This is a genomic window from Nonomuraea sp. NPDC048826 (assembly GCF_043198225.1).
Lineage (GTDB): Bacteria > Actinomycetota > Actinomycetes > Streptosporangiales > Streptosporangiaceae > Nonomuraea.
This window is the reverse complement of the sequence record NZ_JBICUQ010000010.1, coordinates 271,423-297,293: the sequence shown is the minus strand read 5'-3', so window position 1 is coordinate 297,293 and position 25,871 is coordinate 271,423. Positions and strand designations below refer to the sequence as shown.

Below are 25,871 nucleotides of genomic sequence, written 5' to 3'. Positions count from 1 at the left end.
AACTGCGGATATCTATCTTTGCCGGTTGGACCCCAATGAACCTCAGCTTGAGCGACATCGCGCCACCACTGCGCTGGACCGCACCTGGTCAGATCGCGCCGATCGCGGAAGAGCCACAGCTGCCCGAGGCGTGGTGGCAGGCGATCCCGTTCGACCGGGCGTGCGCCATCGTGGGCACCCAGGCCGTGGCGAGCCGGCTCGCCGACCTCGCCGTGGCCTTCTGGGGGCATCTGGTGCTGGGCGACATCCTGCCGCTGCTGCGTTTCTCCGACCCCGCCGAGGCCGAGCGGACGCCGGAGACGCTCGGCAAGGACGTGGTGCAGAAACTGTTCAGCGGCGTGTTCGACCGCCTGCTGGAGCCCGCGCCGGCCGCCGTGGCCAGCCCGGCCCCGCAGGACCGGCCGCTGCCCGAGCTGATCGACGGCGTGTTCGGGGCGCTGGACGAGCGGCAGCGGGCCATCGCCCGCGACCGGCTGTACGCGGCCGACCGGGCCACGCTGGACGAGCTGGCCCAGCGCTTCTCGGTGACCCGTGAGCGGATCCGGCAGATCGAGCGGGATCTGCGCGACCACGTCGAGCTCTGGCTGGGCGGCCCCGAGGCGGCGGCGCTGGTCGCGCACGTCACCTGGCTGCGCGGCCGGCTCGGCTCGGCCGCGCCCGCCGACGACCTGACGGCGGCCGTGCCGTGGCACCGGGCCGAGCTGCGCACGCTGGGCATCCCGGCCTGGCGGTTCGTGCGCACGCTGCTGACCGGCTACGAGCAGGCCGACGGCTGGCTGGTCGCGGGCGGCGCCGAGGACCTGCGGGAGAAGACCCGCCAGTTGTTCGCCGACGGGCCGCACCCGCTGGCCGAGGCGGTCACCATGGTGGCCCAGCTCGGCGTCCGCGAGGACGTCGCCGAACGGTGGATCCTCGCCGTGCCGCAGCTGCGGGTGCTCGACGGGCACGTGGTGCCGTGGCCGCGCAGCATCAACGACAAGGCCGAGGCGGTGCTGGCGGTCGCCGGGCAGCCGATGTCGCCCGAGGAGATCCAGGAGCGCATCGGCGAGGACTACAGCCTGGTCGGCATCCGCAACCAGCTCACCGCCGACGACCGGTTCCTGCGGCTCGACCGGAACAAGTACGGCCTGGCCCGCTGGGGCGGCGACGAGTACCTGGGCATCAGGGAGATGATCGTCAGGGAGATCGAGCGGGCCGGCGGCGAGGCCCCGGTCAGCACGATCGTGACGAACCTGACCTCCCGCTACGACGTCAGCGAGAGCTCGGTGCGCGCCTACTCGGGCGGCCCCGGGTTCGAGCGCAGCCAGCGCGGCTGGATCCGGGTGGCGGGCACCTCCCCGTCCGGTGAGGGCGGCGCCTACCAGCCGCGCAAGGACGTCTCGGAGACCCGGCGCAGCTTCCGCAGCCGCGACGGCCGCTGGTGGCACCGGGTGGACGTGAACGCCGAGCACCTGCGCGGCTCCGGCTCGCCGCTGCCGACCGGGTTCGCCGCGCACCTGGGCATGGCGCCGGGCGGGTCGCTCACCGCCGCCACGCCCTCCGGGGACGTGGTCGTCAGCTGGCACAACCAGCCGACGATGGGCTCGATCCGCAACGTACTCGCCGACTTCAAGGCGAGCGAGGGCGACCACGTGTTCCTCACCGTCTCCGACGGCGGCGAGCTGCTCACCCGCTACCTGCCGGCGGCCCCTCCCGGGATGCCGCCGCTCAACCGGGCCCTCTACCTCATCGGCTACACCGCGCCGGTGGCCTCCGAGATGGAGGGGCTGCGGCTGATCGGGGCGCGGATCGGGCTGCCCGAGACCGCCACCCGCGAAGAGGTCTTCGCGCGACTGCGCGAGCGGGGCGACCGCGACATCCTCGGCTTCCTCGGGGGATGACGGCTAGGGTCGAGGGATGCTGCGGATCTACGACACGCGCGCGAGGCAGGTCGAGGAGATCGCGCCCGCCCGCGGGCTCCGGATGTACGCGTGCGCCCCGCCGGTCCACCGCCGGGCCCACCTCGGCGACCTGCGCCAGGCGCTGCTGTCCGACCTGATCCGCCGGGTCCTGGAACGGCACCGCGTGCGCATGGTGGTCTGCCTGGGCGCCGACGACCCCGGTCACCCGGAGCGGGCGGCCGGCGGGTTCGCCGATGACGCGGCGGCGCTCAACCTGCGCCCGCCGGAGCGGTCCGCCCGCGCCGCCGACCACGCCGACCAGGTGATCGGGCTGATCTCCAGGCTGATCGAGCAGGGTCACGCGCGCACCGCCGACGGCCGCGTGCTCTTCGACGCCGCCGCTTCTCCCTCGTACGGCGAGCTGTCCGGGAAGACGGACCTGGAGACGACCTGGGAGCTGTGGCGGCCGGTCGACGGCGAGCCGGCCTGGGACTCCCCGTGGGGCCGCGGGCTGCCCGGCCCGCACGCCGCGTGCTCGGCCATGTCGCTGCGGCTGCTGGGCGAGCGGATCGACATCCTGACGGGCGAGGCCGAGCTGATCCGCCCGCACCACGAGGCCGTGCGCGTCCAGTCCGACGCCGTGACCGGGCACGAGGTGGTGCGTCACTGGGTGCACGGCGAGCGGCTGCTGGTCGAGGGCGGCGAGCCGCCGGAGCTCGCCGCGGTGACGGGCGCCGGGATCGACCCTCTGGCGGTGCGGCTGGCCTTCCTGGAGCGCCACTACCGCACCCCGCTGGACCTCACCTGGGACGATCTGCGCGCCGCGGACGAGACCGTGCGCCGCTGGCGCGGCCGGGTGGCCGAGTGGTCGGAGTCCCCCAGCGCGCCGATGGCCGTCGCGCACGTCCGGCGGGCCGAGGCCGCGCTCGACGACGACCTCGACACCGCGACGGCGCTGCGTGTCCTGGCCGAGCTGGAGGCGGACGACTCGGTGCCGCCGGGCGCGAAGTTCGAGTCGTTCCTGCACCTGGACCACGTCCTGGCCGTCGACCTGTCCGCCGACATCGGCAAGCCCCGGCCCTAGGCGGCTCCGGGCCGTTCGCGCGAGAGGGTCGGGCGGACGGCATGGCAGGAGCCGTCCGCCCGGTGGCGCCGTCCTGGTGCGGGGGTGTGGACGGAAACGCGCCATCCGCACGATAGGCAGATCTTGGGTTGCATCCGGGTTGCGCACCGTCTTCCCGTGCCTGGAAGAGGACGTGGCGTGACGGCGGCGAGAGCAGTGGGCGGAGGCTGCCAAACTTGGTGCCAGCGGGGATTATGGAGGTTTTTCGTGAGGTTGAGGCCGTACGCGTGGATGCCTAGGCCGCTTCGGTGGTTCGCGCGGCTGGTTACCGTTCTCCTGGCGATCGTGCTGGTGCTCGCGGCGGTGCTGGTCTACACCGTGCGGCAGTCGTTCCCGCAGTTGGAGGGGACGATCCGGCTCCCCGGCCTCACCGGGAATGTGGAGATTTATCGGGATAAATACGGCATCCCGCATATCTACGCCGACACCTCCGAAGACCTCTTCATGGCACAGGGTTTCGTGCACGCCCAGGACCGCTTCTGGGAGATGGACTTCCGCCGCCACGTCACCGCGGGCCGCCTGTCGGAGCTGTTCGGCGCGGCGACCCTGGACAACGACAAGGCCATCAGGACCATGGGCTGGCGCCAGGTCGCCGAGCAGGAGCTCCCGGAGCTGACCGACCGCACCAGGCGCTTCCTCGACTCCTACGCCAAAGGCGTGAACTCCTGGATCACCGCCAACCCCAACGCCTCCGACCGGAGTCTCGAATACTCGATACTCAAGGTGCAGAACGGCGCCTACGACCCCGAGCCGTGGGCCCCGCTCGACTCCGTCTCCTGGCTCAAGGCCATGGCCTGGGACCTGCGCACCAACCTGGAGGACGAGATCGACCGCGGCCTGGCGCTCACCGCGCTGCCGCCGGAGCGGGTCGCCCAGCTCTACCCCGGCTACCCGTACGACGAGCACAGCCCGATCGTCACCCAGGGCACGATCGACCAGGAGCGCTTCGACCAGGCCGCCGAGCCGCGCCCCCGGCAGGACCCGAGGAGCGGCGCGCGGGCGCTCGGCGAGGCCGCGCGGACCTTCGACGCGGTGCCCACCACGATGGGCGCGGCGGACCGGGAGGGCATCGGGTCCAACTCGTGGGTGGTCTCCGGTCAGCACACCAAGAGCGGCAAGCCGCTCCTGGCCAACGACCCGCACCTGTCGGCCCAGATGCCGTCGGTCTGGTACCAGGTGGGGCTGCACTGCCGCGAGCTGAGCGAGTCGTGCTCGTACGACGTGACCGGCTTCTCATTCTCCGGGGTCCCCGGCGTGATCATCGGCCACACGGACAAGATCGCTTGGGGGTTCACCAACCTGGGGCCCGACGTGGCCGACCTGTTCCTGGAGAAGGTCGACGGCGACACGTACCTCTACCAGGGCGAGCAGGTCCCGCTGGAGACCCGTGAGGAGCGGATCGAGGTGGCGGGCGGCGACCCGGTCACCCTCACCGTGCGCAGCACCCGGCACGGGCCGCTGGTCAACGAGGTCATGGGCCAGGTGAAACCCAGCGGCGAGGCCAACGCGGTGGCCCTGTCGTGGACCGCGCTCATGCCCGGCCGAACCGTCGACGCGATCTTCGAGCTGAACGAGGCGACCGACTGGCACGAGTTCCAGGCGGCGGCCGCGCTCTTCGAGGTGCCCGCGCAGAACCTGGTCTACGCCGACACCTCGGGCGCCATCGGCTACCAGGCGCCCGGACGCATCCCCGTACGCAAGGCCGGCGACGGCACCGCGCCCGTGCCGGGCTGGACCGGCGAGTACGACTGGAACGCCGCGCCCATCCCGTACGACCAGCTCCCGTCGGTGCGCGACCCCGAGGAGGGGTTCGTCGTCACGGCCAACAACGCGGTCATCGACCCGGCGCGCTACGGGCCGCTGCTGACGAAGGACTGGTCGTACGGCTACCGCTCGCAGCGCATCCTCGACCTGCTGCGCGAGGAGATCGGCAAGGGCAAGGTGGACGCCGCGGCGATGTCCCGCATCCAGCGCGACGACCGCAACCTGTTCGCCGAGACGCTGGTGCCCTCGTTGATGGCCGTTGACCTGGCCGGCCCGAGCAAGGAGGCCCGCGCGCTGCTCGACGGCTGGGACGGCGCTCAGGACGTCGGGTCGGCCCCGGCGGCCTACTACAACGCGGTCTGGCGGCACCTGCTGGAGCGGACCTTCCACGACGAACTGCCGGAGGGAGCCCGGCCGAACGGCGGCGACCGCTGGTACGAGGTCGTGGCCGAGCTGCTGCGCGCCCCCGACGACCCGTTCTGGGACGACACCCGCACCGAGCAGGTCACCGAGCGGCGTGACGACATCCTGCGCCTGGCCATGGCCTCGGCGTACCAAGAGCTGTCGGAGCTGCTGGGCCCGGACGTGCGGGCGTGGCGCTGGGGCGACCTGCACCGGCTCACGCTCACCCACGGCTCGCTCGGCACCTCGGGCATCGCGCCGATCGAGGCGCTGTTCAACCGGGGGCCGCTGGCCGTGGCGGGCGGCAAGGACGCGGTGAACGCGGCCGGCTGGAACGTCCAGGAGGGATACGCGGTCACGACCGTGCCGTCCATGCGGATGATCGTCGACCTCGGCGACCTGGACGAGTCGCAGTGGATCAACCTGACCGGGGCGTCCGGCCACGCGTTCCACGACAACTACTGGGACCAGGCCGAGCTGTGGGCCAAGGGTGAGCTGCTGCCGATGCGCTCGGAGGCGGAGTCGGTGACCAAGTCCGCCGTGCACACGCTGCGGCTGCGCCCCTGATCAGGGAGTGAAGGAGCGCGACTCGCCCACGGCCAGGTCCCACAGGCACTCCCGGGGCAGGCCGTGGGCGGCCCACTCCTCACGGGTCCACTCCAGCGGGCGCAGCAGCGGCTCGCCCGACAGGACGAACGTGCCCCAGTGCATGGTGGCCATCCGGTGCGCGCCCACGTCGAGGAAGGCCTGTACGGCCTGTGACGGGTTCACGTGGGCGGGCTCCATGGCCCATGGCGGCTGGTAGGCGCCGATCGGCATCAGCGCCAGGTCCAGGCCGGGGTGGCGGGCGCCGATCCGGGCCGGCCGCTCGCCGTAGCCGGTGTCGCCGGCGAAGTACACCGACCCGCCGATCACCCAGCCGCCCCACAGCGTCTTGCAGAAGTCGAAGAGGGTGCGCCTGCTCCAGTGGTGGGCGGGCACGAACTCGAAGCTCACCCCGCCGACCGTCGCCGACTCCCACCAGTCCAGCTCGATCACCTCGGTGAAGCCGCGCTCGGTGAACCAGGTCCCGAGCCCGGCCGGCACCAGCATCGGCGTCTCCCTGGGCAGCCTGCGCACGGTGGGCCAGTCCAGATGGTCGTAGTGGTCGTGGCTGATGACCACGGCGTCGACGCGCGGCAGTTCCTCCCAGGCGAGGCCGGGCGGGGTCAACCGGGCGCGCACGCCCGGGAGGCGCCGCGACCACACGGGGTCGGTCAGGATGGCCAGGCCGCCGATCCTGAGCAGGTAGGTCGCGTGGCCGACCCACGTCACGGACGTCTCCCCCGCCGCGACCGGGGGCAACCCGCCGCCGGCCACCGGGATGCGGGCGGCCTCCCGCAGGTCAGGCGGGAACACGCTGTGCCAGGCGATGCTGAGCACCTCCCGCACCCCTGACGGGATGTCGGTGAGGCGGTCCCGGTAACTCTCAGGTCTCTTCGGAGTACGGATGATCTGCGTCATGGAGGGCCCCTGCCCTCCGTGCTGGATCAGTCACCCACGGGCATCCCCATCTGCGCGTTTGCGCCAGCGGGGCGGCGTACGGCGGTATCCGCCGTCGTCCAGGCCGGCCAGCCGCTCGAAGGGGTTGTACGAGGCCTGATCCCCGCAGACGACGACCGAAACAAGCATGGAGAGGAGATACAGGGGAAGCATGGGCAGGCCGGCGCAGCAGGCCCACTGGGTCGCGTGCCGGTTCTCGTGACCGATCAGCGTCTCGTCGAGATGGTCGCGCCGGGTGATCACCACGTTCCCCACGGTGAACGCCCCGGCGATGGGGAAGCGGTAGCGGTAGCCGTGGGCGAGCACGAGCCCGTCGGGCCCCGGTCGCCTGGTCGCGCCCCCGATCACCGCGATGAGCAGGCCGAGCGGAGTGGTGAGATTAAGGAAATTGATGATGCGCCGGAACCGATATCGCCTGTTCATGCGTCTCAGTCTTGACCAATCTTGACAAATCGGAATAATGATCTGCGTCCTGAAATCTCCTAGAAGAGCAGGATTATGAGATTCACCATCCTGGGCGCGCTGCTCGGTGCGGCAGCACTGGCCGGAGCCGGCGGAATCGCGATCACCCAGACATCAGCCACCGATCCCTTATCCGTGAACGATTCTCCGGTCGCCGCCGCGGCGGCGTTACCCGCCACCACCTCCCCCGGCAAGGGGGCGTACGTGGCGAGGACCGAGATCGTCGAGAGAGAAGGCGTGTCCTACCTGGACGTCGCCATCACGTACGACACCGCGGCCAAGTTCAGAGTCAGGCAACGGGTCTGCAAGCGCAAGTGCCGTACGATCCAGGTCGGGCTCACGGTGGCGGCCGGATCGGGTCAGGTCAGCAAGCGCCTCGGGCGCGGCGACTACTGGCTGCGCGGCAAGCCGAGGATCCGGATGTGGCCGCTCCCCGGCCCCACGGTGACCGTCACGGCGCCACCGGTGACCGTCACGGAGACCGTCACCGCGACGGTGACCGAGACCTTCACCTGCCGGCCCGCGCCCCCGCCTGAGCTGCCCACGGCGACGACGACGGTCGATCCGACGGAGACACCCACGGTGCCTCCCACGGAGCCTCCCACCGAGCCGCCTACGGAGACGCCCACGGAGACGCCCACGGTGACGCCGACCGTCACGGACCCGCCGACGGACGTTCCCACGGACCTTCCCACGGTCACGCCGACCGACGTCCCGACCGATGTGCCGACCGGCGTCCCGACGGACCTCCCGACCGAGCCGACCGAGATCCCGACGTGCCCCGAGCCGACCGATGTGCCGACGGACGTGCCGACGGACACCCCGACCGATGTGCCGACCGATGTGCCCACGGACACCCCGCCCCCGACGGAGACCGTGACGCCGCCGGTGCGGTGATCGTCTTCTCCCGGCCCGGCGGCCACCCTTCCTCCGCCGGGCCGGGAGAAACACACAGTTATATTTATCGGCCCTTATATTGACCGCGGCGATAGATCGACAAATGGTCCGCCGCGCTATTCAGCAGTGCATTCATCGCCCCGCCGCACGCTATTTCGCGGAGTCGACCCGGCCACTCTCCGGATATCCGCGCAACAGCCAGGAACCCCCGGTCGAGGGCGACATCAAGAATGCCGCGACGGCCGCCACGACCCCGCCGTAAAGGTAGACATGACCGGCCACGGTGCCGGCGATGACCAGGTCTCCCGCGCCCAGCTGCATCGAGAACGCCATCGTCACCAGCAACCACCCGGCCGAGGTGACGGCGGCGCCCGCGCGCCCGCCCATCAGCTTGCCCGCGCCCAGCGAGACGCCGAACACCAAGAGCAGCCAGAGCACCGCCGAGACGATCGGCAGCCCCGGCCACGCGCCGTGCGTGAACCCGCCCACCACACCCATGACGACGCCCAGCACGAAGAGCATCCCGTAGGCGGCTCCCCCCAGCGCCGACTCGGCCTGGCTGCGTTGCTCCATGTCGATCGAGGTTAGTGGATGCCGGCGAACAGATCGTTCTCGCGTACGTGCGGCTCGCCGAGGCCACCGGTCTCCGGCGGCGGGCCGGGCACGGCGGGCCCGCGCTCGCCGATGGCCAGCACATAGTGCTCGACCCCGCGTACCTCTTGACCGATGTCGTTGGAGAGCGCGAACCACTGCTCGGCCACCGTGATCTGGGTCCGGTGCGCGCGCATCGCCGCGGCCTTGTGGCCGAGCCACGGCCGGGCGTCGATCTCGGTGGTGACGTCCTCGTCGCGGTCGCCGAACGGCAGGTCGTCCACGCTCGCGAGAGTGAACGGGGCCCCCGACTCGCGCAGCGCCTCGGTAGACCTGAGCAGCACCGATCTGGGCGTGGCCGTGTGGTAGAACTTCGCGATCCGCCACGGCTCGCCCGCGCCGAAGCCCGGGTCGGCCGCCAGCTCGAACGCCCGCCGGGCGACCCGGTGCGCCTGGATGTGGTCCGGGTGCCCGTAGTGCCCGTTCTCGTCGTACGTGACGAGCACCTGGGGCCGCACCTCGCGGATGACCGCGACCAGCTCGGCCGCCGCCTCGTCGAGGTCGGCCTGCCAGAACGCGTCGGGCCTGTCGTTGGTCGCGGCCCCCATCATCCCGGAGTCGCGCCAGCGACCCGGGCCGCCCAGGAACCGGTGGTCCTCGACGCCGAGCGCCTCGCAGGCGGCGGCCAGCTCGCCGATCCGGTGGCGGCCGAGCGCGTCGTCCTTGTCGGACGCGAGGTGCGCGAGCTCCGCGGGGATGATCTCCCCCTCCTCGCCCAGCGTGCAGGTGACCAGCGTGACGTGGGCGCCTTCGGCGGCGTAGCGGGCCATGGTGGCGCCGGTCCCGATCGACTCGTCGTCGGGGTGGGCGTGCACGAGCAGCAGCCGTCGGTCAGTCATGGTCCCGAGCGTAACAACTGGCAGGATTGGGCCCATGAGTGAGAGCTTCCCGCGCCTGTACGCCAGGACCCGCCGCTTCACCCTCGGAGTGCCCAGGGGCTTCACCATCTCCCCCGACGGGGCCCGCGTGCTGTTCCTGCGCACCGAGTCCGGCACCGACCCGGTCACGTGCCTGTGGGAGCTCGACACCGAGACGCACGTCGAACGGCTGGTCGTCGACCCGCGGTCGCTCGACTCCGGCGACGAGGACCTGCCGCCGGAGGAGCGCGCCCGCCGCGAGCGCAGCCGCGAGCAGGCGGGCGGGGTCGTGTCCTACTCGACCGACGCCGACGCGGCCACGGCGGTGTTCGCGCTGTCCGGCGGCCTCTACGTGACCGACGTGGCCGCCGGGCGCACCCGGCGGCTGGAGGCCGCGGGCCCCGTGATCGACCCCCGTGTCTCCCCCGACGGCCGCCGCGTCGCCTACGTCACCGGCGGCGCGCTGCACGTCCACGACCTGGCCACCGGCGACGACCGGGCGCTGGCCACCCCCGAGTCCGAGACGGTCACGTACGGGCTCGCGGAGTTCATCGCCGCCGAGGAGATGAGCCGCATGCGCGGCCACTGGTGGTCGCCGTCGAGTGACGCCCTCCTCGTCGAGCGGGCCGACGAGGCGCCGGTCCAGACCTGGCACATCGCCGACCCGGCCAACCCGGGCCGGCCCGCCGCTCCCCAGCGCTATCCCGCCGCAGGCACGCCCAACGCCGTGACCGAGCTGTTCGTGCTGGGGCTCGACGGGTCCAGGGTGGCTGTCCCGTACGAGCACGAATACCTCGCGACCGCGGCGTGGGACTCCCACGCGCTGTCGATCGTGACGCTCTCCCGCGACCAGAAGACGATGCGCCTGTTCTCGGTCGACCCGCGGACCGGGAAGTCCACGCTGGTGCGCGAAGACACCGATCAGGCCTGGGTCGACATCGTCCCCGGCGTGCCCGCCCACCTCGACGACGGCTCGCTGGTCTGGGTGGCCGTCGCCGACGGCGGCCACCGGCTGTTCGTCGGCGACCGCCCGGTCACCCCGCCCACCCTCCAGGTGCGCGCGGTGCTCGACGTCGACCACGACAGCGTGCTGTTCAGCGCCAGCGGCGACCCGACCGAGATCCAGCTGTGGACCTGGGACGGCCACTCGCTGCTGCCGGTCTCCACCCGGTCCGGCGTGTTCAGCGGCCGGATGGCGGGCGGCGTCGGCGTGCTCACCGAGCAGAGTCTCGACTCCGAAGGCGTCTCCACCACCGTCGTGCGCCGCGACGGCATGGCCGTCCCCATCCCCTCCTACGCCGAACGTCCCGGCCTCGACCTGCGCGTCTCGCTCGGCCGTTCCGGCCGTCGCGAGCTGGCCACCGCCGTGGTGCTGCCCTCCTGGCACGAGCCGGGCTCGCGACGGCTGCCGGTCCTCATGGACCCGTACGGCGGCCCGCACGCGCAGCGGGCGCTCAACCGGCGCGGCGGCTACCTGGAGAGCCAGTGGTTCGCCGAGCAGGGGTTCGCCGTGATCGTCGCCGACGGCCGGGGCACCCCAGGGCGCGGGCCCGCCTTCGAGCGGGCGGTGCTCAACGACCTGGCCACGCCGGCCCTCGAAGATCAGATCGACGCCCTGCAGGGGGTCGCCGAGCAGTACCCCGACGACGTCGACCTGGAGAAGGTGGCGATCCGCGGGTGGTCGTTCGGCGGGTTCCTGGCGGCCCTCGCGGTGCTGCGCAGGCCCGACGTGTTCCACGCGGCGGTGGCGGGCGCGCCGGTGACCGACTGGCGGCTGTACGACACCTGCTACACCGAGCGCTACCTCGGGCATCCCGACGAGCAGCCGGAGATCTACGACAAGTCCTCGCTGTTCGGCGACGCCGCCAAGCTGGAGCGTCCGCTGCTGCTCATCCACGGGCTGGCGGACGACAACGTGGTGGCCGCCCACACCCTCCGCCTGTCGTCGGCCCTCCTGGCGGCCGGCCGGCCGCACACGGTGCTGCCGCTCTCGGGCGTCACGCACATGACGCCGCAGGAGGTCGTGGCGGAGAACCTGCTGCTGCTCCAGGTCGACTTCCTCAAGAAGGCCCTCCACTTCTAGCCGCCGTCCCTCGGTCCGGCCGTGCCGCAGCCGAGACCCCCACGTCCAGCAGCACCGCAGCCGAGACACCAGGCTTGAGACACCCCGCCGACGGGTCCCCGCTTCCGGGGACCCGCCGGTGGGATCCGCCGGTGGGTCCCGCCCTTCATACGCCCCGCAGGTGGGCCCGGGTTTCACGGCCCCGCAGACGGGGCCCGCGCCACAGCCCAGCGCAGACGGCCCCCGCTCCGACGACCCGCCAACGGACCCCACGCCTCAGGCACATCGCAGACGGATCCACACTCCAAGGGACCCGGAGCCAGGCCCCGCGCATCAGGCCTGCACGTCAGGCCCCGCGCCATCAAGTGCCGCGCCATCAAGGCCCGCACCATCAAGGCCGCGCCACCAAGGCCCGCACCACCAAGGCCGCGCCATCAAGGCCGCGCCATCAAGGCCGCGCCATCAAGTGGTGGGATGACAGACCACGGTCTGATCCAGCCCTCGGAGAACCAGACCGTGGTCTGATGTGGCAGGCCGGGGCGTTCGGCCATCGTGAGCGGCATGCTGAAGTCCATCGTGATGGCCCTGATCCTTGCGGTCTCAGGCGGCACGCACGCGCCGAAGGCCGACTCCCCAACCTGGGGCCCGTGTCCCACCGACAAGATCGGCATGGAGTGCTCCGACCTGCGAGTGCCGGTCGACTGGAGCAAGCCCGAAGGCCGGAAGATCACGCTCAAGCTCGGCAGGCTCAAGGCCACCGGCCGCTCCGAGGGGTCCGTGCTCGTCGCCTACGGCGGCCCCGGCGCCCCCGGCATCGCCTACACCCAGCCGATCGCGAGCTGGTGGGCCGATCTGCGCAAGCGCATGGACGTCGTGGTGTGGGACACCCGAGGTTACGGCGAGCAGTTCGGCGGCCTGAGCACCGGCCTGCCGTGTCTCTGGACCCGCGTCCCCCTCCCCGCCGCGCCGCGCGACGACGCCGAGTGGGGGCGGATGTCCGACACCAACCGCGGCCTCGCCGAGGCGTGCCGTCCCGGCGACCCCGAGCTGTTCGCCCACATGAGCTCCGCCGACCACGCCCGCGACATGGAGGCGATCAGGAAGGCCATCGGCGGCAAACTCAACTACTACGGAGCCTCCTACGCCGGCTTCTACGGCCAAACCTACGCCCGCCTCTTCCCCGGCCAGGTCCGCACCATGGTCCTCGACGGCACCTGGAACCACGCCGCCGCCGACTGGGACAAGGAGCTGGAGGCGATGGCCAGGAGCAACGAGAAGTTCCTGACCCGGTTCTTCGACTGGTGCGCCGCCGGCGACTGCCCCGACGTCCCCCGCGCATGGCGTTCGATCGTCACCAGGGCCGACCGCAAGCCGATCCGCGCCGCGGAAGGCGTCGCCTACACCGCGCGCGACCTCCAGTCGTTCGCCATCTCCATGGCCCGCGGAGGCAGTGCCGCCTGGCCGACCCTGGCCGCTGCCATCCGCAAGGCCCACCGCGGCGACGCCTCGGCCTTCGTCCCCCAGCGCGGCGCCCGCTTCCCCGACATGGCCACCGGGGTGACCGAGTGCGTCGACTGGCCGCGCCCTGCCAGCCGGGCGGCCTCCGACGCCATGACGGCCCGCCTCCGGAAGGTCGCCCCCAACGCGGGCCCCGCCAACACCATCGCGACGGCGGGCCTGGCCTGTGTCGGCTGGCCCGTCCCCGTCACCAACCCGCCCGCCCCGCTGCCCACCACCCTGCCGCCCCTCCTGGGCGCCGGGGCGTGGGGCGAGTCCGAGGCGGTCACCCGAGCCATCAGCCGGGTCCCGGGCAGCGTCACGATCACCCACGACGGCCCCGGCCACACCCTCTACGGCGTCAACACCTGCGCCCGAGCCCACATCGACCGCTACCTCACCGACGCCACCCTCCCCCCGAAAAACACAACCTGCTGACCCTCGCGATCCCACCGCCCACGGCGGGGCCGGCCACACCCCGGCCCCGCCGTGGGGCCCGCCGTCGGCACCGCCACCCCGGGAAGTCGGAAGGCCAGGCCGCCGCCCGACCCGGAGCAGGCAACGAGTCGATGCGAGCCCGACGACTCGACACCCCGGCCATCGACACCGGAGACCATCCGACCGTCAGCGCCCGTCGGACACAACCCGGCCCCAGGGCGTGTCCGTGATCATGGCTGCGGTGTGCGTGACGGGCAGGCGTGTTCGTGCCTGGGCGAGGCGTGTTTGTGCCTGGGCGAGGCATCTGCCACGGTGCTCGGATGGCTGGGCTCTTGGGCGACAAGCGTAGGTTCGCTGTCGAGGTCGGAGACGGGGACGGCTCGGCGCTGCGCCGGGTGGATCTGTGGATCGCCGGTCAGTGGGTGACGTGCGAAGACAACATGGTCTTCGTCAAACAGTTCCGTTCTTCCGTGACACGCACCGCTGCCGGGATCCGCTCCGCCGAGGACCGGGCCCCGCCATTCGTCGGTTTGCCCCCGGCGTCCATGCACCGGCGGCTTCAGGCCGGGGACGGCGAGCAGGAGTACGAGCGGTTCGGGTTCTTTCATCGCTGGGGCTGGGGTCCCACGACCGACAACGTGACGTCATTCCTCTGGCGGGATGGGGTCCGCCTGGTGATCACGTTGGAGTTCTGGCGAGAGAGCCACCTGCTCACACATCCCGAGCATGCGGAAACGGTCTTCGTAGCCAGGCTCCCGGCTGCTGAGTTCGTGGAAATCCTGGAGGAGACGGTGACCATCCTCGGCGACGGTGAGGGGGCGCCCGCCACGTGACGGCGTGGCGGAGCCAGATGCGAGGCGACGCCGATGGTGCCCAGATGCGGATCGAGGCGACGCCGATGGTGTCCAGGTAGATGCGTTCTCTGTTGCCGTAGCGAGTGGCGACGGCGTGGGTGCCGGCGGAGTTCGCCGACGCAGCGTCCGCGACACTCCCTAGACACTCGACGCCACTCGACCATCGTTGCCCGGGGCCGAAGGGGAGTTGGTGCTAGACGCCACTCGGCCATCAGCGCTCGAGGCCGAAGGAGGGTCGGTGTCGGGGACGCCGTGCCAGCTCTGCCACAACGCGGCGTAGGAGCCGCCTTCCGTCACCAACTCGTCATGGGAGCCCAGTTCGATGATCCGCCCGTCCTCCACCACCGCCACCCGGTCCGCGTCATGGGCCGTGTAGAGCCGGTGGGCGATGGCGATGACCGTGCGCCCGTCCAGCACCGCCGCCAGCGACCGCTCCAGGTTCCTGGCGGCCCGAGGGTCGATCAACGAGGTGGCCTCGTCCAGCACCAGCGTGTGCGGGTCGGCGAGCACGAGTCTGGCCAGCGCGAGCTGCTGCGCGTGCGCGGGCGAGACCGCGAGGCCGCCCGAGCCGACCACCGTGTCCAGCCCGTCGGGCAGGTCGAGCACCCATTCCAGGGCGTCCACAGCGGTGAGCGCGTCACGCACGGCCGCGTCGTCCGCGCCGGGGCGGGCGATCAGCAGGTTGTCCCGGAGCGTGCCCTTGAACACGTGGTGCTCCTGGGTGACCAGCGCGACATGGCCGCGCAGCTCGTCCAGCGGCAGGTCCACCAGCGGCACGCCGCCCACCGCGACGGTCCCTGTCCGGGGGCCGTGGATCCCGGCGAGCAGCCTGCCGAGCGTCGACTTGCCGGCACCCGACGGCCCCACCATGGCCAGCCGCTCGCCCGGCCGCACGGTCAGCGACACGTCGTGCAGCACGTCCCGGCCCTCCCGGTAGGCGTACCTCACCTCGTCGACGCTGAGCAGCTCATCGGCGGGCCGGCCACCGGTGGCCTCCCGGTCGTCGGGCACGTTCGCGACACCGAGCAGCCGCGCCATGGCCGCCCCGCCCACCTGGAGCTCGTCGATCCACATCAAGAACCGGTCGAGCGGGTCGACGAGCTGCTGCGCGTAGAGAGCGGCGGAGGTGACCTGCATCAGCGTCACCCACCCGTTGCTGTAGAGGAGGCCGCCGACGAGCAGCGTGGCCACGACCGGCACCACGTAGCCCAGCTCGACCGAGGGAAACCAGACGGTGCGCAGCCCGAGCGTGTAGCGTTCGGCGGCGAACGAGCCGGCGATGTCCCGGTCGGCCCGCTCGCGCCGCCTCCGTTCCAGGCCGAGCGCCTCCACGGCCCTGGCCCCCTCGACGGTCTCGGCCAGCCCTTCGGTCATCTCCGCGTACGCGGCGTTCTCCCGCAGATAGCCGTCCCTGGCCCGCCGGAGATACCACCGGGTGGAGAAGAACAGCAACGGCGAGGCCAGCAGCACCGGCAGCATGAGCAACGGGCTGACCAGCACGATCGCGCCCATGGTGATGACGAACGTGACGACCGCGATCAAGGTTTCCGGCACCGCGTGGCGCACGGTCCTCGACAGCGAGTCGACGTCGCGCGACGTACGGGTGAGCAGGTCGCCCGAGCCTGCCCGTTCCACGGTCGACAGCGGAAGGGCGAGCACCCGTTCGACGAACTCCTCGCGCAGCTCCGCCAGCACTTTCTCGCCCAGCCTGGCCGAGGCCAGCACCGCATACCTGACCAGCACGCCCTGCAGGAGCAGGAACCCCGCGACGCCGGCCGCGAACAACCCCACGTTCACCGCGACGCCATGCTCGACGTCCTCGACCAGCGCACCGAGCTGCCACGGCACCACCAGCCCGGCGACGGCCGCGAGCGCGTGCAGGGCAAGGGCGGTGGCGAGCCGCCTCGGATACTTCAACGTCAACCGCCGCGCGTAGGCACGCACCTGCTTCCGATCGGCGACCGGAAGAATCTCGCGGGCCATTCCGTCACCCCTCCCCTCTCAGCTCAACATCCACGTCTCGTCCACTCACCCAGGCCCCCGTCGGCTCCCCGTCCTCACGACCTGACCGACCCAAAGCACATCCCCGACCCCCGTACCGGCTGGCTCCTCACCTGTCGACGCCCCGCACGAGGGACCCACCGGGCCGCAGCCGCGCCGCGACCAGACGGGTGCCGCCCCATACGACACGTCCCGACCATGTGATCCGTGTCGCCCAACGCCTCCATCCGGCCCGACGCCCCACCCCCGGAGGGCGAACGCTCCCGGGACGCACACGCCGACGCTCGCCACCCCGACGCTCCCGCCCGACGGACCCACCGAAACGCGACGCGCCGACCCTCCCACCTCGACGTCCCGCCCCACCCCACAGGGCGGACGCTCCCGGGACGCACACGCCCAAGCTCGCCGCCCCGACACTTCCCGTACGGCGCGTTCGCCGGGACGCGGCGCGTCGGCGCTTCCGTGCGGCAGGCTCGGCGGGGGCTGGAGGCTCGGTCGTCTGGTGGGGGTGGTGCGGTTCACCGTTGGTTCCCTCGTGTCCCTTGTCGAGGTCGGTCCTTCCGATGGCGTCGCGGCCGTCGCGTGGAACGCCGAGGGTCGCGGGGGTTCGTCAGGTCTCTCCTCGGGTCACCGTGGCCGCGTAGGCCGGGCTGGCGGCCAGGAGGTCGCGGTGGGTGCCCTCGGCCTGGACCCGGCCGTCCTCGACGTAGATCACGTGATCCGTACGGTCCAGCACCAGGGGGCTCGTCGTGCAGACCAGCGTGGTGCGGCCTGCCCGCGCCGCCGCCAGCCGGTCGGCGATGCGGGCTTCGGTGTGGGCGTCGACGGCGCTGGTGGGTTCGACGAGGATGAGCACCTCGGGGTCCGTCAGCAGCGCCCGGGTCAGCCGGAGTCGCTGCTGCTGGCCGCCGGAGAACTCCCGTCCCGCCTCGGCCACCTGCGCGTCGAGCCCGTCGGGCAGCGCCTCGACGATGTCCTCGGCGCACGCCGCGTGCAGGGCCCGGTCGATCTGGTCGGGGGTCGCGGTGCCGCGCACGTCCAGCTCGCCCCGGAGGGGGCCGGTGAACAGGCGGGCGCCGTTGTCGGCGACCAGGATGCGCGACCGTACTTCCTCGATCGGCAGCGAGGCCAGGTCGGTGGAGCCGAAGGTGACGTCGCCGGTGGAGTAGCGGCCCAGCCGGTCGGCGATCTCGATGGCATCCTCGGGCCGGGCCGGGGCGAGCGCGGTGAGGGTGCCCGGCTGGAGGGTGACGCCGCTGTAGCTGTCGCGCAGCACGCCGCCCGCGGTGCTGCCCGTGCCACCGGTCACCTCCGGCTCGATCGACAGGATCCGCACCACCCGGCGGGCGGCGACGTGTCCTTTGGTGAGCCGGTCGGCCGTCTCGGTGATCGTCCGCATCGGGGCGACCAGGAAGACGGCATACGCGTAGAAGGTGACGAGCTGACCGACCGTGATCCGGTCGTCGACCGCGAAGGTCGCGCCGACGCTGGTGACGAGCGCGATGAGCAGGCCGGGCAGCACGATCTGGGCGCCTTCGAGCAGCGACTCCACCCGGGCGACGCCGACGCCCGCGTGGCGGACCCGCTGCGACTCCTCCCGGTAGCGCTCGGCGAACACCTGCTCGCCGCCGATGCCGCGCAGCACCCGCAGCCCGGCCACGATGTCGGCGGACCTGGTCGACAGGTCGCCGGTCAGGTCACGCTGCCGCTTCTGCCTGCGGTGCAGGGGCCGCAGCAGCGGTCCGACGGCCGCCGTCATGACGGGCACGCCGATCAGCACCATGAGCCCCAGGACGGGCGAGGTCGAGATGAGGATCACGGTGACCGCGACGATCGCCACGACCGACCCCACACCGCGGAGCAGAATGTCCATGGAGCCGCCGATGTGCGCGATGTCGGAGTTGCCGACGCTGACGACCTCGCCGGTCGACAGGCGCTTCGACAAGGTCGCCCCGAGTCTCGCCGCCTGGCGGGTGGTGAGCTGGACCGTGCGGTAGGCGGCCGACAGCCAGTTGTAGACGGCGAACCGGTGTCGCATGATCCCGGTGTACGCCTGCACCAGCCCGAGCCCGAGCAGGATGCCCGACCAGACGAGCAACGCGGTGGTGTCCTTCAGCCGGAGCGCGTCGACGCCCTTGCCGAGCGCGGCGGGCACCAGCGCCTGCGCCAGCCACCAGGTGGTGGCGAAGGCGATGCCGCCCAAGAGGGCACGGCGCTGCCGCCGCGCGTTCCACCAGAGATAACGGAACGGGCTGCGGATGTCAGGCGTGCCAGGATCGGCGTCAGGAAGGGTGCGCATAGCCTGTCAACAGTGGCAAAGCCCCTGGTTGATCGGCAAACGATTTATCCCGGAGCGTGTCGATCACCGGACGTTTCGTACAAGGTATGTCAGTCTGGGCGTGCCCTCTCACATGCGCCTCACGAGTACGCCAGAATCGTCTCTCGTGGAGCACGGGTACACCAACAGCACGGTCGGAGACGGCGCCCTGGTCGTCAAGTGCTACCAGGGGCCCGACGCCTCCGTCCGGCTGCGGACGGAAGCGCGGTTCCTGCGGCGGTTGCGCAGGCGGCTGCCTGTACCGAGGCTGCACGCGGTGACCGATACGAGCGTGAGCATGCATTACGTCCCGGGCGTCCACGGTCAGGACCTGCTGGACGAGGGCCATCCGATCGAGGTCCTCGCCGAGTGCGGGCGTGCGCTGGCGCGGCTGCACCGGATGGGGTTCGTGCACGGCGACTACGGTCCGCAGAACATGCTGTTCGATCCCGAGACCTTCGAGACGGTGGCGATCCTCGACTGGGAATGGGCGCATCCCGGCCGGCCGGTGGAGGATCTGGCGTGGTGCGAGTGGATCGTCCGCGCCCACCATCCGGAGCATGTGCCCCATTTGCACCACTTCTTCGAGGCGTACGGAGGGCCGGTGCCGTCGTGGGAGGAGCGGCACGCGTCCATGCTGGCGCGCTGCCGCAACCTGCTGGAGTTCGCGTCGCGGTGGGAGCCGGGCGGCGAGGGCGAGAAGCTGTGGCGGCAGCGGATCGACGACACCAGCAGTTGGGTGGCCTGATCACGGGTCAGTGGCCGCACCGGCTCTTCGTTGATCGCGTGATGCGGGCGTGTATCGGCGATTTCGCCGTCTTTACAGTCGGGCCCTTTCCTGGTTGACAAACGCGAGTCACACTCTGGTCATGTCAGAGGGGCTGCATGGCCGCGCCGCCGAGCTGGACGCCGTGCGAATGCTGCTCGACGGGGCGCGGGCCGGAGACGGCGGTGCTCTGGTGCTGGCGGGGCCGCCGGGTATCGGTAAAACCGCCGTGCTCGGCCGCGCCGTGTCGTGGGCCGGTGATTTCACCGTCTTACGTGCCTGCGGGGTGCCGCAGGAGACGCGGCTGGCCGTGTCGGGGCTGCACGCGCTGCTGCGGCCCGTGGCGCGGCTGGTCCGGTCGCCGGTGCTGGCGCGGGCGCTGCGGCTGGGCGTGACGGACGGCGGTATGGCGCTGCCCGCCGCCGTGCTGGAGTTCCTCTCTGAGCTGGCCGAGGCGGAGCCGGTGCTGGTGTGCGTGGACGATGTCCATCTGTTCGACGTGGTCAGCCGGGAGGCGCTGGGCTTCGTGGCCAGGCGGGTGGCGGGAGAACGGGTCGCCCTGCTGCTGGCGGTGCGGGATCCGGCCGGGCTTCCGGCGGATGTGCCTGTGCGTGAGCTGGCCGGGCTGGACGCCGCCGCGTGCCGGGCGCTGGCCGACGACCTGGCGGGCACGCTGCGGGGCCCGTCGGAGGGCCGTCCGGAGGGCCATCGGGAGGGCCGTCCGGAAGGGTCGCACGCCGGCTCGGGCGAGGGGGCGCCCGGAGGCACGCTCCCGGACGAACTGCGTGATCGCCTGGGGCGACTGGCCGGGGGCAACCCGCTGGCGTGGCGCGAACTCGTCGGGTCGTTGACGGACGAGCAGCTCGCCGGGCTGGCCGCGCCTCCCACCGGTCTTCCGCCGGGCGGGCGGCTGCACCGCGCGCACGCCGAGCGGCTGGCCGGGCTTCCCGAGGACACCCGGTTCCTGCTCCTGCTGCTCGCGGCCCATCCCGGCCTCGACACCGAGATCCTCCGGCGGCCCGCCTGCCTCCAGTCCCCTGCCGAATCCCGTCGCCGGCCCGGCGATCTGGTGTTCGACCGCGAGGTCCGGTTCCGGGGACTGCTCCCGGACACCGATCCGCTCGCCATCCTGGCCCCCGCCGAGCGGGCTGGGGTGATCAAGGTCGAGGACGGGCGGTACGTGTTCGCGGACGAGACGGTCCGCGCCGTCGCCTACGCCGAGGCGCCGCCCGCGCGCAGGCGCGCCGCGCACGGCCTGCTCGCCCGGTTCCTCGACGGTGACGGCCACCGGCTCGCCCGAGCCTGGCACCGCGCCCACGCCCTGGACGGACCCGTCGACCGGCTCGCCGCCGACCTCGCCGCCGCCGCGTCCTCCCCCGAGTTCCCGTCCGCGTCCTCCCCGGACTCCCCGGACTCCCCGGACTCCCCGTCCGCGTCCTCCCCGGACTCCCCGGACTCCCCGGACTCCCCGGACTCCCCGCCCGTGTCCCCGCCCGTGTCCCCGCCCGTGTCCTCCCCGAAGTCCCCGAAGTCCCCGGAGTCCCCGAATTCTCCGCCCGTGTCCTCGCCCGTGTCCTCGCCCGTGTCCCCGTCCGCGTCCTCCTCCGACTCCTCCCCGGAGTCCTCGTCCGTGTCCTGGTCCGGGCCGTCCCAGGCCGCGCGTATCGCCGCGGCCGACGCCGGTGTCGGCGCCGTGAACGCTCCGGCGACCGCCGTCCCCGCGCGGGGCCACCCCAGCAGGTCCGCCGCGTACGAGTGCGCGGCCGAGCTGACCGGGGACGAGCGGAGCAGGGCCGAGTGGCTGGCCGCCGCCGCCCGGCACGCCTGGCTGTCGGGAGATCTGGCCCGGGCGAGGTGGCTGCTGGCGCGGCCGAGGCGTCCGCTGGAGGGGCAGGCCGAGGTCATGTACGGGCGGCTGGAGCTGCTGACCGGGCATGCCGACGACGCCAGGGACAAGCTGCTGACCGCCGCCTCGTGCCTGGTGGAACGCGACCGGATCGTCGGGGTCAAGGCGCTGCTGGAGGCGGCCGAGGCCAGCTATCTGACAGGTGACATCCGTACCTTTCACGCCATCGCCGGCCAGGTCGCCCATCTGCGCCGCCCCGATGACTGCGCGAACGCGCAGTTGATGTTCGAGTACCTGCAGGGGATCGCGGCGACGTTCAGCGGCGACCACGGCGCGGCCGCCGGGCCGTTGCGGCGGGTGGTGCGGCTGGCCCCGGCGGTGAGCAGTCCGGTCGCGCTGGTGTGGGCGTGCGTGGCGAACCTGCTGCTGGGCGAGGACGCGACCGCGCTGGAGCTGTCGGCGCGCGCCATCGACACGGCGCGCCGGCGTGGCGCGGTCACCCTGGTGCCGCAGCTGCTGGAGTCGATGGTGCAGGCGCATTTCTGGCTGGGCCGCTACTCGTCGGTGGCCGCGCACGCGGCGGAGGGACTGCGGCTGGCCGAGGCGTCCGGGCAGCTCAACGCCGCCGCCCGGCATCTCGCCTGGCTGGCGCACGTGGACGCGGTGCGGGGCGACGCCGAGGCCTGCCGCGACCGCGCCCACCGCGCGCTCGGCCTGGCGGAGGCGCACGGGCTGGGCATCGCGGGCGCGCTGGGCACCTGGGCGCTGGCCCACCTCGACCTGGCAGCCGGCCGGCTCGCCGATTCGGCCGCCCGGCTGCGCGGGCACGGCGACAACGATCATGTCGTCGTACGGGTCATGGCCAGTCCGCACTTCATCGAGGCCGCGGCCCGTACCGGGGACGACCGGCGCGCCGCGGCGGCGCTGCGCGTGCTGGAGCGGTGGGCGGGCAGCACCAGCAGCCCGGACCGGCGCGCGCTGGCCGCGCGCTGCCGGGCGTTGCTCGCGGCGCCCGGCGAGGCGGGCGAGCACTTCCTGGAGGCCCTGGAGCTGCACCGGCGCGGCGCGTGCCGGTTCGAGACGGCGCGCACGCAGCTTCTGTACGGGGGCGCGCTGCGCAGGGGACGCCGGCCGGGCGCCGCGCGGGAGCATCTGCACGCGGCGCTGGAGACGTTCGAGCGGCTGGGGGCGCGGCTGTGGAGCGAGCGGGCCCGCGCCGAGTTGCGCGCGGCGGGTGAGACCGTGACCCGCCCGGCGTCCAGTGGTGGCCCCGAGCAGCAGCTGACGGCCCAGCAGCTGCGCATCGCCAGGCTGGTGGCGGAGGGCGCGACGAACCGGGAGGTGGCCGCGCAGCTCTTCCTCAGCCCGCGCACCGTCGATCATCATCTGCGCAACGTGTTCGCCAGGCTGGGCGTGCGCTCCCGGGTGGAACTGGCAAGGCTGCTGTTCTGACACCGGCGATTCACGCGATGCGGGGACGAGGCGCCGGGCCGAACAATGGCGGCGTTCGCACCCCCCACAGATGGAGTTGCCGACGTGTATCCCCGTAACGCGATCGCCAGACTCGCCGTGGCCGCGGCTCTCGCCTGCGGCGCCCTCACCCTGGCCCAGCCCGCCCAGGCCGCCCAGGCCGCCGGCCCGTACGAGCGTGGCCCGGCACCGACGGACGCTCTCCTGGAGGCGAGCCGCGGTCCGTTCAGCACCTCGGAGCGGTCGGTGTCCTCGCTCAGCGTGAGCGGGTTCGGCGGCGGCCGGGTCTACTATCCGGACGACACCAGCCAGGGCACGTTCGGCGCGATCGCCATCTCGCCCGGCTACACCGCCTCCTGGTCGAGTCTGTCGTGGCTCGGCCCGCGGATCGCCTCGCACGGCTTCGTGGTCATCGGCATCGAGACCAACTCCCGCTACGACCAGCCGGCCAGCCGCGGCCGCCAGCTCCTGGCCGCGCTCGACTGGCTGGTGGAGGACAGCCCGTCGGCCGTGCGCAGCCGCATCGACGCGTCGCGGCTGGCGGTGGCCGGTCACTCGATGGGCGGCGGCGGCAGCCTCGAAGCCGCCGACGACCGGCCCAGCCTGCAGGCGGCCGTCCCGCTCGCCCCGTGGAACCTGACCAAGAACTGGTCCGGCGTCCGCGTGCCCACGATGATCATCGGTGGTGAGAGCGACTCGGTCGCCTCGGTCAACACCCACGCGCAGCCGTTCTACGAGAGCATCCCGGCCTCGTCGGAGAAGGCGTATCTGGAGCTCAACGGCGCCAGCCACTTCTTCCCGCAGACCACGAACACCACGATGGCCAAGTCCATGGTCGCCTGGCTGAAGCGGTTCGTCGACGACGACACCCGCTACGACCCCTTCCTCTGCCCGGCGCCTCGCGGCTCCGCCATCCAGGAGTACCGCGACACCTGCCCGCACAGCTGACCCGGCCTCCGGCGGCCCCCTCCGCGGGGGCCGCCACCTGCCTGTCTGTTGCGGATAATCCGGATCGGAACGATTGAGTAGGCTCAAGGTATGACCGCCATGGCGCCCAATCGCACCGAACCGGACCTTTCCTTCTTCCTCGACCACACCAGTCACGTGCTCCGGACGAAGATGGCGGCGGCGCTGGCCGAGATCGGCCTCACCGCGCGCATGCACTGTGTGCTCGTCCACGCCCTGGAGGAGGAGCGCACCCAGATCCAGCTCGCCGAGCTCGGCGACATGGACAAGACGACCATGGTGGTCACCGTCGACGCCCTGGAGAAGGCGGGCCTGGCCGAGCGCCGCCCCTCCAGCACCGATCGGCGGGCCCGCATCATCGCGGTCACCGAGAAGGGTGCCGAGGTCGCCGAGCGCAGTCAGCAGATCGTGGACGGCGTGCACCGCGATGCGCTGGACGCCCTGCCGAAGGAGGAGCGGGAGATGCTTCTGTCGGCGCTGAAACGGCTGGTCGAGGGCCATCTGGGCACCCCCGTGGAGGTCGCTCCCGGCACCCGCAGGGCACGCCAGCCCCAGAAATAGATCCAAAGAGGATCGTCCACAACAAAACTATCTGTTAGGGTCTCACCTGTTCCCCTTTCGAACAGGAGGGCCCATGTCGCCCACCCCCTCTCGCCGGCTTGCCTTGATCGTCTTGTCGGCGGCGAGTTTGATGACCATCCTCGACGGCAGCATCGTCACCGTCGCCATGCCGGCCATCCAGCACGACCTGGGCTTCACTCCCGCCGGATTGAGCTGGACCGTCAACGCCTACCTGATCCCCTTCGGCGGCCTGCTGCTCCTGGCCGGACGGCTGGGCGACCTGATCGGCCGCAAGACCATGTTCCTGGCGGGCAACGCGCTCTTCACCCTCGCGTCGCTCCTCGCCGGACTGTCCACCACCCCGGCCATGCTGATCGCCGCCCGTTTCCTCCAGGGCGCGAGCAGCGCCATGGCCGCGGCCGTGGTCCTCGGCATCCTGGTGACCCTGTTCACCGAGCCGGGCGAGCGGGCCAAGGCGATCGGCGTGTTCAGCTTCACCGGCGCGGCCGGCGCCTCCATCGGTCAGGTGCTCGGCGGCGTGCTCACCGACATGCTCTCCTGGAACTGGATCTTCTTCATCAACCTGCCGGTCGGGCTGGCCACCGTCGCGCTGGCCATCCGCGTGCTCCCCGCCGACCGCGGCGCGGGCCTCTCCGCCGGCGCCGACGCCCTCGGCGCCGCGCTGGTCACCGGCGGCCTGATGCTGGGCATCTACACGGTCGTCAAGATCGAGGAGTACGGCTGGGCCGCTGGTCACACGCTGGGCCTGGGCGCGCTGTCGCTGGCCCTGCTGGCCGGCTTCTTCGTCCGCCAGGCCAAGGCCCGCACCCCGCTGATGCCGCTGCGCGTCCTCCGCTCCCGCAACGTCGTGGGCGCGAACCTGGCGCAGATGCTGAGCCTGTCGGCGATGTTCGCCTTCCAGATCCTCGTCGCGCTCTACATGCAGAAGGTCCTGGACTACAGCGCGCTTCAGACCGGCCTGGCGATGCTGCCCGCCGCGGTCGCGATCGGCGGCATCTCGCTGTTCGTCTCCGCCCGGCTCAACAGCCGGTTCGGGGCCCGTGCCGTGCTGGTCGCCGGGCTGACGCTGCTGCTGGCCGCGATGGGCTGGCTCACCCGGGTGCCGGTGCAGGCGTCGTACGTCCCCGACCTGCTGCCGGTCATGCTGCTGATCGCCGGCGGCGGCCTGGTGCTGCCCGCGCTGGCCACCCTCGGCATGTCGGCCGCCAGGGCCGACGACGCCGGGCTCGCCTCCGGCCTGTTCAACACCACCCAGCAGATCGGCATGGCGCTCGGCGTGGCGGTGCTGTCCACGATGGCCGCCTCGCGTACCGGAGACCTGCTGGCCCAGGGCGTCACCGACGCGGCGGCCCTCACCGGCGGCTACCGGCTGGCGTTCGGCATCGCGGCCGCCCTGCTGCTGGCGGCGCTCGGGGTCGCGCTGGCCGTGCTCCGCTCGCCCGCGCGCCAGGCCGCCGCCGAGGAGCCGGCACCGTCGCTCAACCGGTAGCCGCG

Annotated in this window: 18 protein-coding genes; 12 read left to right on the top strand and 6 right to left on the bottom strand. The window is 72.2% G+C overall.

The genetic code is table 11. From position 1 onward, the window contains the following. Nucleotides 1-47: 47 nt before the first annotated feature. From ACGFI7_RS34130 to ACGFI7_RS34120, 3 genes are all read left to right on the top strand, one after another. Complete coding sequence (locus ACGFI7_RS34130; protein WP_393411971.1) at nt 48-1,880, top strand: sigma factor-like helix-turn-helix DNA-binding protein; 1,833 nt, start codon at nt 48-50, stop codon at nt 1,878-1,880. Nucleotides 1,881-1,896: 16 nt separating this feature from the next. Next, on the top strand, nt 1,897-2,964 hold the full coding sequence (locus tag ACGFI7_RS34125; RefSeq protein WP_393411969.1) for a cysteine--tRNA ligase: 1,068 nt from the start codon (nt 1,897-1,899) through the stop codon (nt 2,962-2,964). 270 nt (nt 2,965-3,234) lie between these two features. Continuing rightward, nucleotides 3,235-5,736, top strand: coding sequence for a penicillin acylase family protein (locus ACGFI7_RS34120; RefSeq protein WP_393411967.1), 2,502 nt, complete (start codon nt 3,235-3,237; stop codon nt 5,734-5,736). On the opposite strand, the gene ACGFI7_RS34115 is transcribed toward ACGFI7_RS34120, so the two are convergent. Both ACGFI7_RS34115 and ACGFI7_RS34110 read right to left on the bottom strand, forming a co-directional pair. Beyond that, nucleotides 5,737-6,672, bottom strand: a complete 936-nt coding sequence (locus ACGFI7_RS34115; RefSeq protein ID WP_393411965.1) for an MBL fold metallo-hydrolase — start codon at nt 6,670-6,672, stop codon at nt 5,737-5,739. It lies immediately after the preceding gene. 30 nt (nt 6,673-6,702) lie between these two features. Continuing rightward, entirely contained in the window at nt 6,703-7,134 is a 432-nt protein-coding gene (locus ACGFI7_RS34110) for a hypothetical protein (protein ID WP_393411963.1), read from the bottom strand. Between the two features lie 75 nt (nt 7,135-7,209). Between ACGFI7_RS34110 and ACGFI7_RS34105 the strand changes: the two genes are divergently transcribed. Continuing rightward, a complete protein-coding gene (locus tag ACGFI7_RS34105) occupies nt 7,210-8,070 on the top strand; it encodes a hypothetical protein (protein WP_393411961.1) in 861 nt (286 codons plus the stop codon). A 150-nt stretch (nt 8,071-8,220) separates the two neighbouring features. On the opposite strand, the gene ACGFI7_RS34100 is transcribed toward ACGFI7_RS34105, so the two are convergent. Both ACGFI7_RS34100 and mshB read right to left on the bottom strand, forming a co-directional pair. Next, nucleotides 8,221-8,643, bottom strand: coding sequence for a DUF6113 family protein (locus tag ACGFI7_RS34100; RefSeq protein WP_393411960.1), 423 nt, complete (start codon nt 8,641-8,643; stop codon nt 8,221-8,223). A gap of 11 nt (nt 8,644-8,654) precedes the next feature. Beyond that, entirely contained in the window at nt 8,655-9,560 is a 906-nt protein-coding gene (gene mshB / locus ACGFI7_RS34095; protein ID WP_393411958.1) for an N-acetyl-1-D-myo-inositol-2-amino-2-deoxy-alpha-D-glucopyranoside deacetylase, read from the bottom strand. Between the two features lie 34 nt (nt 9,561-9,594). Between mshB and ACGFI7_RS34090 the strand changes: the two genes are divergently transcribed. From ACGFI7_RS34090 to ACGFI7_RS34080, 3 genes are all read left to right on the top strand, one after another. Next, on the top strand, nt 9,595-11,661 hold the full coding sequence (locus ACGFI7_RS34090; RefSeq protein ID WP_393411956.1) for a prolyl oligopeptidase family serine peptidase: 2,067 nt from the start codon (nt 9,595-9,597) through the stop codon (nt 11,659-11,661). Between the two features lie 540 nt (nt 11,662-12,201). Next, complete coding sequence (locus ACGFI7_RS34085) at nt 12,202-13,575, top strand: alpha/beta fold hydrolase (RefSeq protein WP_393411955.1); 1,374 nt, start codon at nt 12,202-12,204, stop codon at nt 13,573-13,575. Between the two features lie 320 nt (nt 13,576-13,895). After that, on the top strand, nt 13,896-14,408 hold the full coding sequence (locus ACGFI7_RS34080) for a hypothetical protein (RefSeq protein ID WP_393411953.1): 513 nt from the start codon (nt 13,896-13,898) through the stop codon (nt 14,406-14,408). A gap of 159 nt (nt 14,409-14,567) precedes the next feature. Here the strand turns inward: ACGFI7_RS34080 and ACGFI7_RS34075 are convergent, their stop codons facing one another. Continuing rightward, a complete protein-coding gene (locus ACGFI7_RS34075; protein WP_393411951.1) occupies nt 14,568-16,412 on the bottom strand; it encodes an ABC transporter ATP-binding protein in 1,845 nt (614 codons plus the stop codon). A gap of 628 nt (nt 16,413-17,040) precedes the next feature. After that, the gene (locus tag ACGFI7_RS34070; protein WP_393411949.1) at nt 17,041-18,729 is read right to left on the bottom strand and encodes an ABC transporter ATP-binding protein; all 1,689 of its coding nucleotides are present in this window, start codon (nt 18,727-18,729) and stop codon (nt 17,041-17,043) included. A gap of 145 nt (nt 18,730-18,874) precedes the next feature. On the opposite strand from ACGFI7_RS34070, the gene ACGFI7_RS34065 reads away from it, so the two are divergent. From ACGFI7_RS34065 to ACGFI7_RS34045, 5 genes are all read left to right on the top strand, one after another. Continuing rightward, nucleotides 18,875-19,495, top strand: coding sequence for a phosphotransferase (locus tag ACGFI7_RS34065; RefSeq protein WP_393411947.1), 621 nt, complete (start codon nt 18,875-18,877; stop codon nt 19,493-19,495). A gap of 121 nt (nt 19,496-19,616) precedes the next feature. Beyond that, complete coding sequence (locus tag ACGFI7_RS34060; RefSeq protein WP_393411945.1) at nt 19,617-22,811, top strand: LuxR C-terminal-related transcriptional regulator; 3,195 nt, start codon at nt 19,617-19,619, stop codon at nt 22,809-22,811. Nucleotides 22,812-22,856: 45 nt separating this feature from the next. Continuing rightward, entirely contained in the window at nt 22,857-23,777 is a 921-nt protein-coding gene (locus ACGFI7_RS34055) for an alpha/beta hydrolase family protein (RefSeq protein WP_393411943.1), read from the top strand. A 90-nt stretch (nt 23,778-23,867) separates the two neighbouring features. Continuing rightward, the gene (locus tag ACGFI7_RS34050) at nt 23,868-24,356 is read left to right on the top strand and encodes a MarR family winged helix-turn-helix transcriptional regulator (RefSeq protein WP_393411941.1); all 489 of its coding nucleotides are present in this window, start codon (nt 23,868-23,870) and stop codon (nt 24,354-24,356) included. 73 nt (nt 24,357-24,429) lie between these two features. Beyond that, the gene (locus ACGFI7_RS34045; RefSeq protein ID WP_393411939.1) at nt 24,430-25,866 is read left to right on the top strand and encodes an MFS transporter; all 1,437 of its coding nucleotides are present in this window, start codon (nt 24,430-24,432) and stop codon (nt 25,864-25,866) included. Nucleotides 25,867-25,871 lie beyond the last annotated feature (5 nt).